Source organism: Micromonospora acroterricola, from assembly GCF_003172955.1.
GTDB classification, from domain to species: domain Bacteria; phylum Actinomycetota; class Actinomycetes; order Mycobacteriales; family Micromonosporaceae; genus Micromonospora; species Micromonospora acroterricola.
In genome coordinates, this window is record NZ_QGKR01000364.1 from 12,168 (window position 1) to 26,975 (window position 14,808).

The following is a 14,808-nucleotide window of genomic DNA, read 5'->3' on the forward strand; positions in this document are numbered from 1 at the left end:
GCGCATGCACATTCCTCGGTGAATGAGTGGCCTCAGTCTCGGCTCGCCGGGACGCGGATGGTGTCAGAGAAATCCCAAGAACTCGCGGGCCAGCACGAGCGCCGGCCCGGGCCGTACAATCCGCTGGCATGCGGATAACCGTCATCGAGGATGACGACCGCGTGGCGCGGGGTCTGGTGACCGTCCTGACCCAGGCAGGCTTCGAGGTCCACCGCATCGCCACCGCCGCGGAGGCCGTGCGCGCCGCGCCGTCCGACGTTGTCCTCGTCGACCTGGGCCTACCCGACGGCGACGGGCTCGATGTGATCCGCATGCTGCGTGACCACCCGCAGACCGCCGTCATCGCGGTGACCGCGCGATCCGAGGAGTACGAGCGGGTCCGTGGCCTGCGCGCCGGCGCCGACGACTACATCGTCAAGCCGTTCGGCATCCCGGAGTTGCTCGCCCGGATCGATGCCGTCCTGCGGCGTACCCGGGCCGCTCGCGCCCTCAGCCACTCCGACGAGCCGCTCGCCCTCGGCCCGATGAGGATCGGCGTCGGCACCCGCGAGGTCACCGTCGACGGCACGCCCGTGCCGTTGACCCGCAAGGAGTTCGAGTTGCTCCTGCTCCTGGCCCGGCGGGCGCCCAACGTGGTCAGCCGCGACGTCATCCTCGACCAGATCTGGGGCGCGACGTGGGAGTCCTCCAGTCGCACCCTGGACACCCACATCGCGGCGTTACGGCACAAGCTGGGGCCGAGCGTGGTCATCCGCACGATCCACGGCGTCGGCTATCGGCTCCTGGCCGACCAGCCGGAGCTGATCGGCTGACGCGCCGTGCACCGCCGCCTGCTCGTGGTCCTGGTTCCCCTCGCGGTGCTGCTCGTCGCGGCGCTCGGGGTACCGCTCAGCGTTACCGTGGCCGAACGGGAGATGCAGGAGACCTACGTCAACCGGCTCAACGACGTCGGCCGGTTCGCCTCGCTGGCCGAGACCGCGCTGTCGACCGGGCGAACCGAGGCGCTGCGGCAGGAGCTGACGCGATACCACGAGCTCTACGGCATCCCGGTCGCGCTGATCGACACGTCGGGCACGGTGCTGCTTGGGCCGGCTGACGCGTACGAGGAGGCGGCACGCGCCGAGCCGGCGTTGCCCCGGATCGTGACCGCGGCGCTGGCCGGGGCGCGGTCCGAACCGTCCTGGGAATGGGCGCCATGGGACGACTCCGCACTCGTCGTAGCGGAGCCGGTGGGTCGGGACAGTGAGGTCGTCGGCGCCGTCGTGACGATCTCCGACCTGTCGAAGACGCGCGAACTCATCCTCGTACGCTGGGCCCGGCTGGCCGGGCTCGGGCTGCTGCCGTTGATCGCACTGGCGGCCGTCGCCTGGCCGGTATCGGCGTGGGTGCTGCGGCCGGTGCGGAAACTGGACGCGGCGACCTCGCGGATCTCCGAGGGTGACCTGACGATCCGCGCCGACGCCGAGGCCGGCCCGGTCGAGCTGCGCCGGCTGGCAGAGTCGTTCAACACCATGATGGACGCCGTCGAGAACGCCGTGCAGCGGCAGCGGGCGTTCGTGTCCGACGCGTCGCACCAGTTACGCAACCCATTGACCAGCCTCCGGCTCGCGGTGGAGAGCCTCGCACCACACCTGCGGCCGGAGGGCGACGGGCGGCAGGTGTACGACGTCGCCGTCGACGAACTGAAGGCGATGCAGCGGATGCTGAACTCGCTGCAGGCCAGTGCGCGGATGGAGAGCATGCGGACGGCGTCGCCGGTGGATCTCGACGAGGTGCTGACGACCCGGGTGGACCGGTGGCGGGCATTGACGGCCACGGCTGGGCAGGCACTGACGGTCGACGTGCCGCCGGGGCTGCGATTGCTGGAGCCGCCGGGCGGACTGGGCAGCATCCTGGACGAGCTGATCAGCAACGCGTTACGGCTGTCCGGCGCGCAGGCGGTGGAGGTGACCGCCCGAGTTGTCCCCGGTGGTGGGACCGCCGGACACCGCATCGGCTCCGCGGCCGGAGGCGTGGTTACGGTCGCCGTCCGTGACGACGGCCAGGGCATCGACGTTTCCGAGCGGGCCCAGGCGCTACGACGGTTCTGGCGGTCCCCGCGGCACCAGAACGTGTCCGGGACCGGCCTGGGACTGGCGATCTGCGCCGACCTGATCGGGGCGGCCGGGGGCGAACTGCGGCTGGAGGAGGGCCTGCCGCGTCCGGACGGGTCCGGGCACGGGTTCGCCGCGGTGGTTACGTTGCCGGTCGTTCCGCAGGTGACCTCGCCGTCCGGTGCTCCCACGTCGGCGCCGGTTTGACGACCCGGGGTCCGTGTCTTAACTCAGCGCTTTCGGTCGCGGAACCAGGCCGCCGCGCCCGGATGGAGCGGGACCGAGGCGGTGGAAATCCCGGTACGCACGTTGATCTGCCACGCCTCGGGAAGGGCTTCGGCGTCGTCACGGCTGGCGGAGGTGATCGCGCCGGTGTGGGTGAAGATCGTGTCGGTGATCGCGTAGACCAGGTCGTCGGGCAGATCGTTGCGCGCGAGCAGCACGTTCGGCACGGCCACGGTGCGGGTGGCCGGGACGCCGGCGTAGGCAGCCGCGTGGATCATGGCCGGAGCGTAGGGACCCGGATACGCCGTGAAGAGCGCGTCCGCCTGCGCGTCCAACGGGATCAGCCGGATCGGGTGCCGCTGCGCCAGCTCAGTGATGGCGGGTGTCGGGACGCCGGTCAGGGAGAACATCGCGTCGATCGTGCCGTCGCGCAGCGCCGCCGCCGATTCGGCCTGGCTGAGATACCGGCCGTGGGCGTCCACCGGGCCGAGCTTCAGAACCCGCAGCGACGTGAACTCCGTGCCCGAGTCGCGGGCACCGAGGGATAGTCGCCTGCCCTCAAGACCCCGGAACTCGTCGATCGCCGAACCGGCCATCACCACGAGATGCAGGTGACTGTCGTAGAGCCGGCATATCGCCGACAGCCCTTCGGGCGCGCTGCCATCGGTTGTGATCAGCGCATCCAGGCTCGTCAGGCCGAGGTGCACCTCGCCGGCCCGCAGCATCCGGATGTTGTCGGTGGACGCCCCGCTCGGCACGGTGGTCACCGTGGCACCCGGCACCTGCTCGGAGATGTGGTCGGCCAGCGCACCGCCGATGCGCCGGTAGACCGCCCCCGCCGGCCCGGTGGCCAGTCGCAGATTGACGTCGCCAGCCTCGGGCTGCGGTGAGCAACCGACGAGCGCCCCTCCGGCGGCCAGGAGCACCGCCCGCCGGCCGAACCGCACCTCCGGGCCCAGCACCATGCCGAGATGATACGGACGGCGGCACGACCTGACCGCGACTCCGCACGCCTCGATCGCAGTGCGGCCGGCCTCGACACCGCCCGACAGGCAGGCCGGGATGTCCGGCTGGGGCACCGACGCCCACGGGCAGCTCCGCGCGATGATGCCGGTGCTGCTCGACGGCGTGCAACGGGAGGGCCGGCCTGGCGGTCACCCGACCGGTCGAGAGGGCCCCGGCCGTACCACCGCGTACTAGCCGCGCGCCCACTCCGGAGGTGGCACCACGGCGAGCTGCGGTTCCCCGGAGATCGGCTCGAGCGCGTGCACGACCCGGAGGTCTCCGTCGGCAGCGGCGTCCTCATCGGTCACGACTCGTCCGCTGCTTCCGTCGGCACTGACCAGCAGCCACCGGTCGGGATAGACGCTGCCGTCGTCGACAAGTGCCCGCACCCCGAAGGTACGCGCCAGGCTGACGGCGAGATCCCGCTCATTCCGCCCGGTGGCGTCGGCGAGTTCGGTGTCACCGGTGAGAATCTAGCCGAATCCCTCGTCCTCGTCAGGCGGGGTGAACATGGCCACCGGACGTGGATCGTCCGCCGCCCGGTCCTCGACCCGACCGACGTACACGGCGTCGGGGGTGATGCCGTAATCCTGCTGCAGGTGCCGGCGCAGCGCGTCCGCGGGCAACTCTTCCTCGAAGTGGATCTGGTACAGCACGTCTACCCCCGGTAGCTCTTGTGATTGCGGAACACATCGAGTGCGCGCTCCTGCGCGGCCTCGGTCAGGAACGGGTTCCGGGCCATGGCCGCCTCGGCCTTCTCGATGTCGCCGCCAGCGGAAATGTACTCCTTGAGCGCGCCGTACTCGGCTCGGCTGAGTTGTTCGAGCCCAGGCCCCGCCTCGGGAAAGACCGTGCCGCTCGGCTCCACGGCGTACGTGCGGCCGTTCACCTCGTACCGTTGACGGTCAGGGTCCCACCTTGCGCGGCCCGCGGCGATGTCGTCGAGGTCCTTGGCGACGTCGGTCCCAGGCAGAACGACGGTGTTGACCTCTTTCACATGGCGTCGGTCGAGCCGATGCGGCAGCTCCGCCAGAAGGTCCTGATGCTCCGTCAAGCCGGCGAACTCGCAGGGCTGACCCTCGGTGCACTGAGGGCGTCGAGCAGCGCCACGGATACCCGCTCCCACCAGCGGAATCTGAACGGCGGTTCTCTCGGATCGAGCCTCCGCCGGCATCCGGCTCGTGCGGGTAGGGTCCAGTCACGGGCAACGAAAGGCAGATCAACCATGGCAATTCCCCATCTGACGGCCGCCGACGGCACCACGTTGCCGGCGATCGGGCTCGGCACGTACCGGCTGAACGGCTCGGCGGGTGTCGACGCGATCGCTGAGGCGATCCGGGCGGGCTATCGGTTGATCGACTCGGCGGTGAACTACGAGAACGAGGGCGCGGTGGGTCGGGCGGCCCGTTCGGCGGGTGACGCGCGGGACGAGCTGCTCGTCACCTCGAAGCTGCCGGGGCGGCACCACCGCTTTGACGAGGCGCTGACCACCATCGAGGAAAGTGTGTTCCGCACCGGCCTCGACCGGATCGACCTGTACCTGATCCATTGGCCGAACCCCAGGGTCGACCTGTACGTGCAGGCGTGGCGGGCGCTGATCGAGGCCCGCGAGCGCGGTCTGGTCAGGCACATCGGCCTCTCCAACTTCCTGCCCGAGCACATCGACCGGCTGGTGGCCGAGACCGGGGTCGCGCCGGTGGTCAACCAGATCGAGGTGCATCCGTACTTCCCGCAGCAGGAGGCGATCGACTACCACCGGGCGCACGGGATTCTCGTGCAGGGCTGGAGCCCGCTGGGCCGTGGCAACGACCTGCAGCAGCACCCCATCGTGGCGGAGGTCGCGGCGGCCCACGGCATAAGCCCGGCGCAGACCATCCTCGCCTGGCACGTGGCCCGCCAGGTGATCCCGCTGCCCAAGGCCGCCTCCCCGCAGCGGCAGGTCGAGAATTTGGACGTCTTCGGCGTCAAGCTCACCGACGCGGAGGTCGAAGCCATCACCGCGCTGGGCCGCCCCGACGGGCGCCTCGCGGACCAGGACCCGGCGGTGTACGAGGAGTTCTGACCGCCCCGAACCGCTCAGCCGGCACCACGGTCTGGAGGTACGGAGCGTGACGTCCGAACGAGCGGACGCGCTGACGAGCGTGATGACTCTGAGGTATGGATATACCTGTGAGTCATCACGCTCACCAGTACGTCCGCCGCCGACCAGAGAGAGCGGCCGGAGTGTCGGTCAGAGCTGGCCGAGCACCGCGAACGGGTCGGCGCCGGCACCGCTGTCGACGGCCACAATCCGGCGCCGCAGCGTAAACGTCCCGCCCGGGGCGAGGGTTATCTGACGCTGGCTCATCACCCAGTTGTACGCGGCGTACGCGACGAAGCCGTTGTCCTCGTAGAGCAGGCCGTAGGTCTGCCGGTCCGAGCCGGTCATGCCGATCCACGGCGCTGCGGGCGGGTAGTCGGCCGGGGTGCTGCTGGTGATGGTGCCGTGCCCGGCGATCCCGCTGCGCTGGCCGGCGCCGTCGTGGTCGAGCGCGTCACCGGTCCAGAAGGTACGCGACGCCGTGCCGACGTTGGTGAAGACGCTCTCCGCCAGCACCCACGGTTCGTTCGGCCGGATGGTGTACGTCGTGACGACCTGGAGGTCGGCGACCGCCGTGCTGACGCCGGTGGCGCGGACAGACGCCAGCGGCCCGGTCGCGGAGAGCACCTCGACGGCACTGGAGCGGACGGTCCGCTGCTGCCACGCGTTGGTGCCGCGCGGCTGCGTCGCCGAGGCGTACGGCAGGTTGATCCAGTCGAGCTGGTCGAGGCGTCCGACCGCGGCCAGGTCCAGGGGCTTGCCAACGGTGACGCCGGCCAGTTGCGGGTCGTCGGTGCCGGTCGACACGGCGAGGGCCAGCAGGTCGTTGCTGAGCACCAGGTCGGAGGCCTTCGCCTCGGCCTGCGGGCCGGGGATGACGCGGCCGGTGCCGGCCGTGGTCGCCGCCCGGGTCAGCCGCAGGTCGAGCTTCGTCGGCGCGCCCTGGACGACCGTCGCCGGTCGGCTCACCGGCTCGTAGCCGACCCCGTTCACGGTGACGGTGTAGCCGCCGGGCGGCGCGAAGGCGAGAACCTCCCCCGACGGGTCGGTCGTGCTCGCCACGAGTCGGCTGCCGTCCGCCCGGAGCACGGTCACCTGCACGTTCGGAAGGGCGGCGCCGGTGGCCGCGTCGGTGACCCGTCCGACGATGCCGTCGCCGGCGTCGATCCGGTACGCCCCCGGCACGCCGTCGCGCACCTCGAACGCCGCGATCGTGTACGCCGGTGAGAGGGCGTCCCGCGCGTCCAGCACGATGCGCAGGTCGGCACGCCAGCGCCGCTCGGTGACGTCGCAGATCACGTAGCCACGGTAGCTGCCGTTGTAGAACCTGACGTGCGGGTTGGCCGCGAGGCCGGCCCGGACGTCGGCGTCCCACCCGGCGCCGGAGGAGATCGACGTGCCGACGAACTCGGTGGCGACCGTCTTGGCGGCGGGGTCGGTGAAGTCGGTCTTCAGGTCGTTCACCCAGTGGGTGTGCCAGTCTCCGCCGAGGACGACGGGATTCGACACCCGGTGCGTGGCGATGAAGTCGAGGATGCGGGAGCGGGCCGGCGGGTACCCGTCCCACTGGTCGAGGTTGACGATCTGCCCCGGGCCGAGGTCGTAGTCGAACGCGGCCATGATGGTCTGCTGGGCGATGACGTTCCAGCGCGCCTTCGACCGGCGCAGCCCGTCGAGCAGCCAGCGTTCCTGCTCGGGGCCGGTCATCGTGCGGGTCGGGTCGAAGACCTCGCCGGTCGGTTCCTTCCGCCCGCCGCCGAGCGCCTGGTCGCTGCGGTACTGCCGGGTGTCGAGCACGCTGAACTGGGCCAGCCGGCCGAAGTCGACCCTCCGGTACATGAGCATGTCCGGCCCGGTGGGGCGCTGCTCCGGCCGCAGCGGAAGGTGCTCGTAGTAGGCCTGGTAGCCGTTGGCGCGCCGCTCCAGGAAGGGCCGGCCGTCGCCCGCCCCGGACGGGACCGCTCCGGCGTAGTTGTTCTGCACCTCGTGGTCGTCCCAGGTCATGATGAACGGGAACCGCGCGTGCGCGGCACGCAGGTCGGGCGAGGTCTTGTAGAGCGCGTGCAGCCTGCGGAACTCGGTCAGGCTGCCGTTGGTGGTCTCGTAGATGTAGTCACCCAGGTGCACGACGAAGTCGAGCTCCTGTCCGGCCAGGTCGCGGTAGGCCGGGTAGGGGCCACCGGCCCAGGACTGGCAGGAGACGAACGCGAACCGCATGTGGTCGGCCTTCGCGCCGGGCGGCGGCATGGTCCGGGTACGCCCGGTGCGGCTGGACACCCCGTCGGCGGAGAAGCGGTACCAGTACCAGCGGTCGGGCGCCAGGTCGTCCACGAGCACGTGCACGGTGTGCGCCGCCGTCGGCGTGGCCGTCACCTCGCCGGAGCGGACGACGTGGCGGAACTCCGGGTCGCGGGCCACCTCCCACCGGACCGGAATGGGCTCCGGCGGCATGCCGCCGTCCGCCGCGTTGAGCGGGTCCCGCGCCAGCCGCGTCCACAGCACGACGCTGGTGTGGTCCGGCTCGCCGGAGGCGACGCCCAGGGTGAACGGCGCCGGGTCCAGCTCGTCGGCGTACGCCGCGGGGAGTTCGGCGACCAGTTGGCTCACCGCGATCACGCCGGCGGTACCGCCCGCGATGGTCAGGAACCGTCGACGGCTGATGGGGGATGGGTCGGGCACTGCCACACCTGCCTTGCTCGAGACGAAGATCGTCCCGACAGCCTCGACAGTCCGTCCGCCCGACTACTGAAGATCATGTGAAGGGCGGAGGTACGGCGGGTGGCAACATCCCGCTCAGCATCTGCCGGGGCCCGGCGGGGTCGAAGGACGGACGCCCTCCTTCGACCCCGGAACCACCTAGACGAGCCCGCCGAGGGACGGGTCGCTGATGCTGTCCTTGCCGTTCTCGACGTGCCCGGCGCAGCGGTACGCGAAGTCGGCGTCACCCGCGACGGTGACGGTCAGGTCGTACCAGCCGCGGGTGCGGGACAGGGTCCACTGTGCGCGTTCGGACTGGCCGGGGCGCAGCGACAGCTTGACCGGCCGGGAGTTGTACCCGTCCCGGACGGTCACCTCGACCCGCTTCGACCCGCGGTTCCCGAGCGTGAGGCCGACCCTGTACTCCCGCTCGTCGTATGCGGGGGTGATGTCGAGGTGCGACCGGCCGCCCGTGAACCGGCGGAAGAACCCGTTCGGCCCGTGGACCGACAGGTCGTACCCGGGGCCGATCTCCCAGGTGTCGGTGAGGTGCTTGCCCGGCTCAACCGTGTAGGTGCGCGGCGCGTCCGCGCTGCCGGCCTGGCGGACCTGGAAGACGGCGGCGGCGCCGCCGGAGTTGCGGAAGTCGATCCGGAACGAGCCGTCGCTGGCCTGACCGTCGGCGTGCAGGATGTACGGGATGGCCCGCGCCGGGCGCACCCCGCGCTCCTGCTTCGGCAGCCGCTGGTCGACCGGCGGCACCGGCACCTCGTCGGGGTGCCGCACCAGGTCCTCGGGCTTGAAGTCGTCGGTGTCGGGCAGCGTGACCTGCTGGGACCGGTTCGGGTGCCGGAAGTCGAAAGCGGTGGTCAGGTCACCGACGACGGCACGACGCCACGGGGTGATGTTCTCCTCGATCAGGTCCTTCCGGCCGTGCCCGAACCGCGTCTCGAGGAACTTGATCAGTGAGGTGTGGTCGAAGACCTGCGAGTTCACGTAGCCGCCGCGCGTCCACGGCGAGACGATGATCATCGGTACCCGGATGCCGAGCCCGTACGGGCCGGCCGGGTGGCCCGCGTCACCGGGGAAGATCTCGTTGGTGGTCGGCACGGTCGACTGCCCGTGCTCGCGCGTCTGCGGGGGCGTCGGCGGGACCACGTGGTCGAAGAAGCCGCCCTCCTCGTCGTACGTGATGAAGAGCGCCATCCTGCTCCACACCTCGGGGTTCGACGCGAGGATGTCGATGACCTGCGAGATGTACCACGAGCCGTACGCGGGCTCCCAGTTCGGGTGCTCGGAGTACGCCTCGGGCGCGGTGATCCAGGAGACCTGCGGCAGGCGTCCGGCCTCGACGTCGGCCCGGAAGTCGGCGAGCAGCGCCTCGGGGCTGCGGCCCTGGGTCCGCACCTCGGTGCCGGTCTTGGCCCTGTCCGCCAGGGGCGTTCCCGGCTGCGCGTTCTGGTACTGGTGGAAGTAGAGCAGCGAGTTGTCGCCGTAGTTGCCGATGTACGGGTCGTTCGTCCAACCCCAGGAGCCGGCGGCGTTGAGGCCGGTGCCGACGTCCTGGTAGATCTTCCAGGAGATGCCGTTGCGCTCCAGCCGCTCGGGGTACGTCGACCAGTCGTAGCCGGCCTCGGCGTTGGTGATGACCGGGCCGCCGCCCTTGCCGTCGTTGCCGACCCAGCCGCTCCACATGTGGTAGCGGTTGGGGTCCGTCGGCCCCATCAGGGAGCAGTGGTAGCTGTCGCAGACCGTGAAGGCGTCGGCCAGCGCGAAGTGGTACGGCAGGTCCTGGCGGGTGTGGTAGGTCATCGCGGTGACGCCCTTGTTCGGCACCCACTGGTCGAACCGACCGTCGTTCCAGGCGGCGTGCCCGTCGTTCCAGCCGTGCGGCGGGTCCGGCAGGAAGGTCTGGCCGAGGTCCTTCACCTCCGGCCGGAACGGCAGCAGCTCGTCGGCGCCGTCGGGCTGGTGCCACACGTCCTTGCCGGACGGCAGTGTCGCCGGATGTGGGTCCCCGAAGCCCCGCACCCCCCGCATCGTGCCGAAGTAGTGGTCGAAGGAGCGGTTCTCCTGCATCAGGATGATGACGTGCTCGACGTCGTTGATCGAGCCCGTCTTGTTGTTCGCCGGGATGGCGAGCGCCTTGCTGAGATCCAACGGAAGCGCCGCGCCGATCGCGGGAACGCCCATCGCCTTGAGAAACGTACGCCGATCCACCATGCCCATAGCTCACCCTTTGTGCGGTGTATCCGAGTAACTGGCGATCGGACGCTACCGACGACGGGTGGACGGCAGATGACCATGATCGGTTGGTCTCGCAACCTCTCGGCGACCGGCGTCGAGCCCGTGAGAGCGGCGTTACAGGTGATCTGCCGGCATCCCGGGAGCACCCCGACGTACCGTGAGATCGTGCCGACGAAAGACGTACTCACCAAGGCTGACCTCGCCGAACTTCGCCGCTCGGCGCTCGGGACGGCCAATCCGCTCGGTGTCGCCGCCGAGATCGCCGAGGCCGTGGAGCAGGACCGGCTGGAAGATCCGAACGACGCCGGGGACGCGCTGACCCTGGCCGCCGAGATCGCCGAGATCCGCGCGAAGCCGGACGCGGCGCTCCGGTACGCCGAGCGGGCTCTGGAGGTGTACCCGTCCGGGGACGACCCCCAGGCCGGGTTCGCCCGGGCGCTGCGGGCCCGCGCCCTGTTCCAGGCCGTGGGGCGCGAGGACGAGGCGATGGCGGAGCTGGGCGCGCTTCGCCCGTTCCTGCTGGTCCAGCCCGACGCCCCCGCCTACGTCAGCGCGGCGCTGGACGCCGGCGGTCGTTCGGCGATCGCCGAGCGGTGGCTGAGCGAGGCGGTCGACACGCTGCTCGGCGAGCGCGCCACCGCCGCGGGGGCGTCGGCGCAGGCCATCACGGCCGTCGAGCCCCCGGTCGAGGTCGGTCCTCCGGAATCGCCCGGTGTCCTCTTCTTCCTGCTGCAACAGCGGCACCGGGTCCGCCGGAATCTCAACCTGCCGCACGACCGGCACGACGATCTGGCGGACCGGTTGGAGAACCAGCTCGTGCGCCGGGCGGCGCAGCAGCAGGGCGGCGCGGCGGATCTGCTCTTCTGGCCCCGGGCCGAGTTCGACCGTCTGCTCGCGGCGCACCCCGAGCTGACCGACGTGTACGGGCCGGACTGGGACGAGCACCGCGCCCGGCTGGAGAAGGAACTGGTACGACTGGCGAGCGCCGGCCAGACCGGGCTGGGCGTGCTCAGCGCGACGGTCGCCGGGCTCGACGCCCACGCCAACCGACGCAACGGCGATCCGACCGATGCGGAGACCCGGGCCGCCTACGCGGGCGAGCTCGCGGCTCGACCGGGCGCGCGGATCGCCTGGCCACCGGAGCGCAACGGGCCCTGCTGGTGCGGCTCGGGCCTCAAGTACAAGAAGGACTGTCTGCCGCGCTCCCGGCGCTGAGCACCGCACGGTGTGCCGCGGACTCTAGGACGGAGCACTGAACAGAATCAATACTTGAAGAAGTTAAATATTCGTCCTAGGTTTCAACCATGTTTCCTGGGGACGACAGCGGCGCGCTGGCCGGGCCACCCGCGGCGCCGGCGGCGACGGCGGTCTTCACGACGGTGCTGACCGAGGGGCCGGTCAGTCGGGTCGCGCTCGCGCGCCGACTCGGCCTCTCCTCCGCCGCCGTCACGAAGGCCGCCCGCCCGCTCATCGACCTGGGCTACCTGCACGAACTTGCCGCCACCGAACGCACCGGGCCCGGTGCCGGGCGCCCGGCCAGCCCGCTGGCCGTCCGGGCCGACCGCGAGTTCTTCGTCGGCGTGAAGATCACCGCAGACGAGCTGATCGGTGTCGTCTGTGACCTCCGCGCGCAGGTACGGGCCACCGCCCGCCGGCCGCTGACCGATCCGGACGTCGCCGCCGTCCTCACCGACGTCGGCCGGCTCGCGGACGACCTGTTCGAGGCGTTCCCCGGCGACCGGACCCGGGTCCGCCGGCTCGGGCTCTCCCTCTCCGGCGACATCGACCGCACCACCGGCCTGGTCCGCTACTCGCCGTTCCTGCACTGGCGTGACGTGCCGCTGGGCCGGCTCGCGGCCCAGCGCACCGGCCTGTCCGTGACGGTGGAGAACGACGTCAAGGCGTTGACCGCCGCCGAGCACTGGTTCGGCGAGGGCGTGGGCGCCGAATCGTTCGCCCTCGTCACGGTGGGCACCGGCATCGGCTGCGGCCTGGTCGTCAACGGCCGGCTGGTGTCCGGCTCGTACGGGGTGGCCGGCGAGATCGGTCACCTCGCCGTCGACGCCACCGGCCCCGACTGCCACTGCGGCGGGCGTGGCTGCGTCGAGTCGATCGCCGGCACGGACGCCATCCTGGCGCAGGCCCGCGACCGCACCGGCCGTCCCGATCTCACCTTCGACGAGGCCGTGGCCCTGGCGCGCGGCGGTCACGAGCAGGTCCGGGCGGTCTTCACCCGCGCCGGCAGCGCGATCGGGTGCGGCATCGCGGCCGTCGCGAACCTCGTCGGCCCCACCCGGATCGTCGTGTCCGGCGAGGGGTTGGCCGCCTACGACCTGTTCGACAGCCACATCCGTGCGAGCTTCGAGCGGCAGGCCTTCGGCGCCGCCGCCCGCTGTCCGCTCTCCATCCGCCCGTTGCCGTTCGAGGCGTGGGCGCGCGGCGCGGCCGCCGTCAGCATCCAGTCGCTCGTCGTTCCCTGACCCACGGCTCAACCCAGCCCCGACCGTCCACAGCGCTCGACCCGACCCACCGTGCCCCAGGAGGTTGACCATGCAGCAACCGTCGACACCCCGCAGACGACTCCGCACCGGCGCCGGCCGACGGCGAATCCGACCCGGCGTACCCCTCGTCGCCGCCGCGGTGGCCGTGCTCCTCGGCGCGGGCGCCGTACCGGCCCAGGCCGCCCCGGCCGCGTCTCCGGCGCCGAGCGACGCGGCGCCGACCACCGTCGGCCTCGCGGAACGCCCCTTCATGGGCTGGACCAGCTGGAGCATGCAGTCCTCGAAGTACCCGGGCCTGAACCCCGACGGCGACTACAGCTACCTCACCGAGGCGAACGTCCTGAAGCAGGCGGACGCCCTCGCCACCAAACTGAAGCCGTTCGGCTACGAGTACGTCAACATCGACGCCGGCTGGTGGCGCGACAACGCGTGGGTGCCGACGTTCGACGAGTACGCCCGGCAAACGCCCGACCCGGTGCGCTTCCCCCGGGGCATGAAGGCCGTCGCCAACCACATCCACGGCAAGGGCCTGAAGGCCGGCATCTACCTGCCGGTCGGGCTGGAGAAGGAGGCGTACGCCAACGGGGCGGCGCCGATCTGGAACGCGGCCGGCTGCGCCACCGCCGACATCGTCTACCCGGACCTGCGCACCACCAACGGCTGGGACAGCGCGTACAAGCTGAACTTCGACAACCCCTGCGCCCAGAAGTACATCGACTCGCAGGCGCAGATGTTCGCCGACTGGGGATACGACTTCCTCAAGCTCGACGGCGTCGGCCCGGGTTCGTTCAAGTCCGGCGACAACTACAACAACGTCGCCGACGTAGCCGCCTGGCAGAAGGCCATCGCGACCGCCGGCCGCCCGATCCACCTGGAACTGTCCTGGTCGCTCGACATCAACCACGCCGCCGACTGGAAGCGGTACTCGAACGGCTGGCGGATCGACACCGACGTCGAGTGCTACTGCAACACGCTGGTCAGCTGGGAGAACTCGGTCGACGACCGGTTCGCCGACGCGCCGGCCTGGAGCCGCAAGGCCGGCCCGGGCGGCTGGAACGACCTCGACTCGCTCAACGTGGGCAACGGCGAGATGGACGGCCTCACCAGGGCCGAGCGGCAGACGTACGCGACGCTGTGGGCTATCTCGAAGTCGCCGCTGTACACCGGTGACGACATCACCCGCCTCGACGACTACGGGCTGTCGCTGCTGACCAACCGCGAGGTCATCGCCATCGACCAGAACGGCGGAGCACCCGCCCGGCCGGTCAGCGTCGCCGGCGACCAGCAGGTCTGGGGTGCGAGGAACCCCGACGGCAGCTACACGGTGGCGCTGTTCAACCTCGGCGACGCGCCCGCCTCCGTCACCGCCCACTGGGCGGCGTTCGGGTTCACCGGCAACGCGTCGGTCCGGGACGTGTGGAACAGCCGGAACCTCGGCACGCAGAAGAACGCGATCACCGCGGCGTTGCCGGCACACGGCTCCCGGCTGTTCACCGTACGGCCGGGCACCCCGCTGGCCACCACGAGCTACGAGGCCGAGTCCCCGGCGAACACCCTGAGCGGCAACGCCTCCGTCGCCGGATGCGACGCCTGCTCCGGCGGGCAGAAGGTCGGCAACCTCTACCTCGGTGGCACGGTGCGGTTCAACAACGTGACGGTGCGGAAGGCCGGTATCTACACGGTCACCCTCGCCTACGTCAGTGGCGACGCGCGCTCGGCGACCGTCTCCTCGAACAGCGGCAACGGCACGAGCGTGGCGTTCCCCTCCACCGGTGACTGGGGCACGGCCGAGACGATCAGCGTCCAGTTGGCTTTGAACGCCGGCGCGAACACCATCACCGTCGACAGCGGCACCTGGTACTCCCCCGACATCGACAAGATCGACGTACCGCAGACCCTCTGACGTCACCCGGCGCGGCCCGGCTCCGCCGCCGGGCCGCGCCACTCCGCGCATCCGCCG

General features: G+C 71.0%; 12 protein-coding genes. 7 read left to right on the forward strand and 5 right to left on the reverse strand.

Annotated elements, in window-relative coordinates; translation table 11 throughout:
* Positions 1-128: 128 nt before the first annotated feature.
* Positions 129-812, forward strand: a complete 684-nt coding sequence (locus DKT68_RS30290; RefSeq protein ID WP_109820793.1) for a response regulator transcription factor — start codon at positions 129-131, stop codon at positions 810-812.
* Between the two features lie 6 nt (positions 813-818).
* Positions 819-2,300 (forward strand): sensor histidine kinase, encoded by a 1,482-nt coding sequence (locus DKT68_RS30295; protein ID WP_109820794.1) that lies wholly within the window; start codon positions 819-821, stop codon positions 2,298-2,300.
* A gap of 23 nt (positions 2,301-2,323) precedes the next feature.
* On the opposite strand, the gene DKT68_RS30300 is transcribed toward DKT68_RS30295, so the two are convergent.
* Entirely contained in the window at positions 2,324-3,283 is a 960-nt protein-coding gene (locus tag DKT68_RS30300; protein ID WP_109820795.1) for a TAXI family TRAP transporter solute-binding subunit, read from the reverse strand.
* A gap of 97 nt (positions 3,284-3,380) precedes the next feature.
* Between DKT68_RS30300 and DKT68_RS31655 the strand changes: the two genes are divergently transcribed.
* Entirely contained in the window at positions 3,381-3,518 is a 138-nt protein-coding gene (locus DKT68_RS31655; protein WP_201749251.1) for a hypothetical protein, read from the forward strand.
* A 278-nt stretch (positions 3,519-3,796) separates the two neighbouring features.
* On the opposite strand, the gene DKT68_RS32310 is transcribed toward DKT68_RS31655, so the two are convergent.
* Both DKT68_RS32310 and DKT68_RS30310 read right to left on the reverse strand, forming a co-directional pair.
* Entirely contained in the window at positions 3,797-3,979 is a 183-nt protein-coding gene (locus tag DKT68_RS32310; RefSeq protein WP_236647143.1) for a hypothetical protein, read from the reverse strand.
* 2 nt (positions 3,980-3,981) lie between these two features.
* Positions 3,982-4,377, reverse strand: coding sequence for a hypothetical protein (locus DKT68_RS30310; RefSeq protein ID WP_146218454.1), 396 nt, complete (start codon positions 4,375-4,377; stop codon positions 3,982-3,984).
* Positions 4,378-4,548: 171 nt separating this feature from the next.
* On the opposite strand from DKT68_RS30310, the gene DKT68_RS30315 reads away from it, so the two are divergent.
* Entirely contained in the window at positions 4,549-5,385 is an 837-nt protein-coding gene (locus DKT68_RS30315; protein ID WP_109820797.1) for an aldo/keto reductase, read from the forward strand.
* Positions 5,386-5,553: 168 nt separating this feature from the next.
* On the opposite strand, the gene DKT68_RS30320 is transcribed toward DKT68_RS30315, so the two are convergent.
* Positions 5,554-8,082 carry an alkaline phosphatase D family protein gene (locus DKT68_RS30320; protein ID WP_146218455.1) on the reverse strand — a complete coding sequence of 843 codons (2,529 nt, stop codon included), beginning with the start codon at positions 8,080-8,082 and terminating at the stop codon, positions 5,554-5,556.
* 177 nt (positions 8,083-8,259) lie between these two features.
* Entirely contained in the window at positions 8,260-10,329 is a 2,070-nt protein-coding gene (locus DKT68_RS30325; protein WP_109820799.1) for a phosphocholine-specific phospholipase C, read from the reverse strand.
* A gap of 183 nt (positions 10,330-10,512) precedes the next feature.
* Here DKT68_RS30325 and DKT68_RS30330 point away from each other — a divergent pair, with 183 nt between their 5' ends.
* From DKT68_RS30330 to DKT68_RS30340, 3 genes are all read left to right on the forward strand, one after another.
* Entirely contained in the window at positions 10,513-11,562 is a 1,050-nt protein-coding gene (locus DKT68_RS30330; RefSeq protein WP_236647144.1) for an SEC-C domain-containing protein, read from the forward strand.
* Between the two features lie 89 nt (positions 11,563-11,651).
* On the forward strand, positions 11,652-12,827 hold the full coding sequence (locus DKT68_RS30335; protein ID WP_109820800.1) for an ROK family transcriptional regulator: 1,176 nt from the start codon (positions 11,652-11,654) through the stop codon (positions 12,825-12,827).
* Positions 12,828-12,897: 70 nt separating this feature from the next.
* Positions 12,898-14,751 carry an alpha-galactosidase D gene (locus DKT68_RS30340; RefSeq protein ID WP_109820801.1) on the forward strand — a complete coding sequence of 618 codons (1,854 nt, stop codon included), beginning with the start codon at positions 12,898-12,900 and terminating at the stop codon, positions 14,749-14,751.
* Positions 14,752-14,808: the final 57 nt, after the last annotated feature.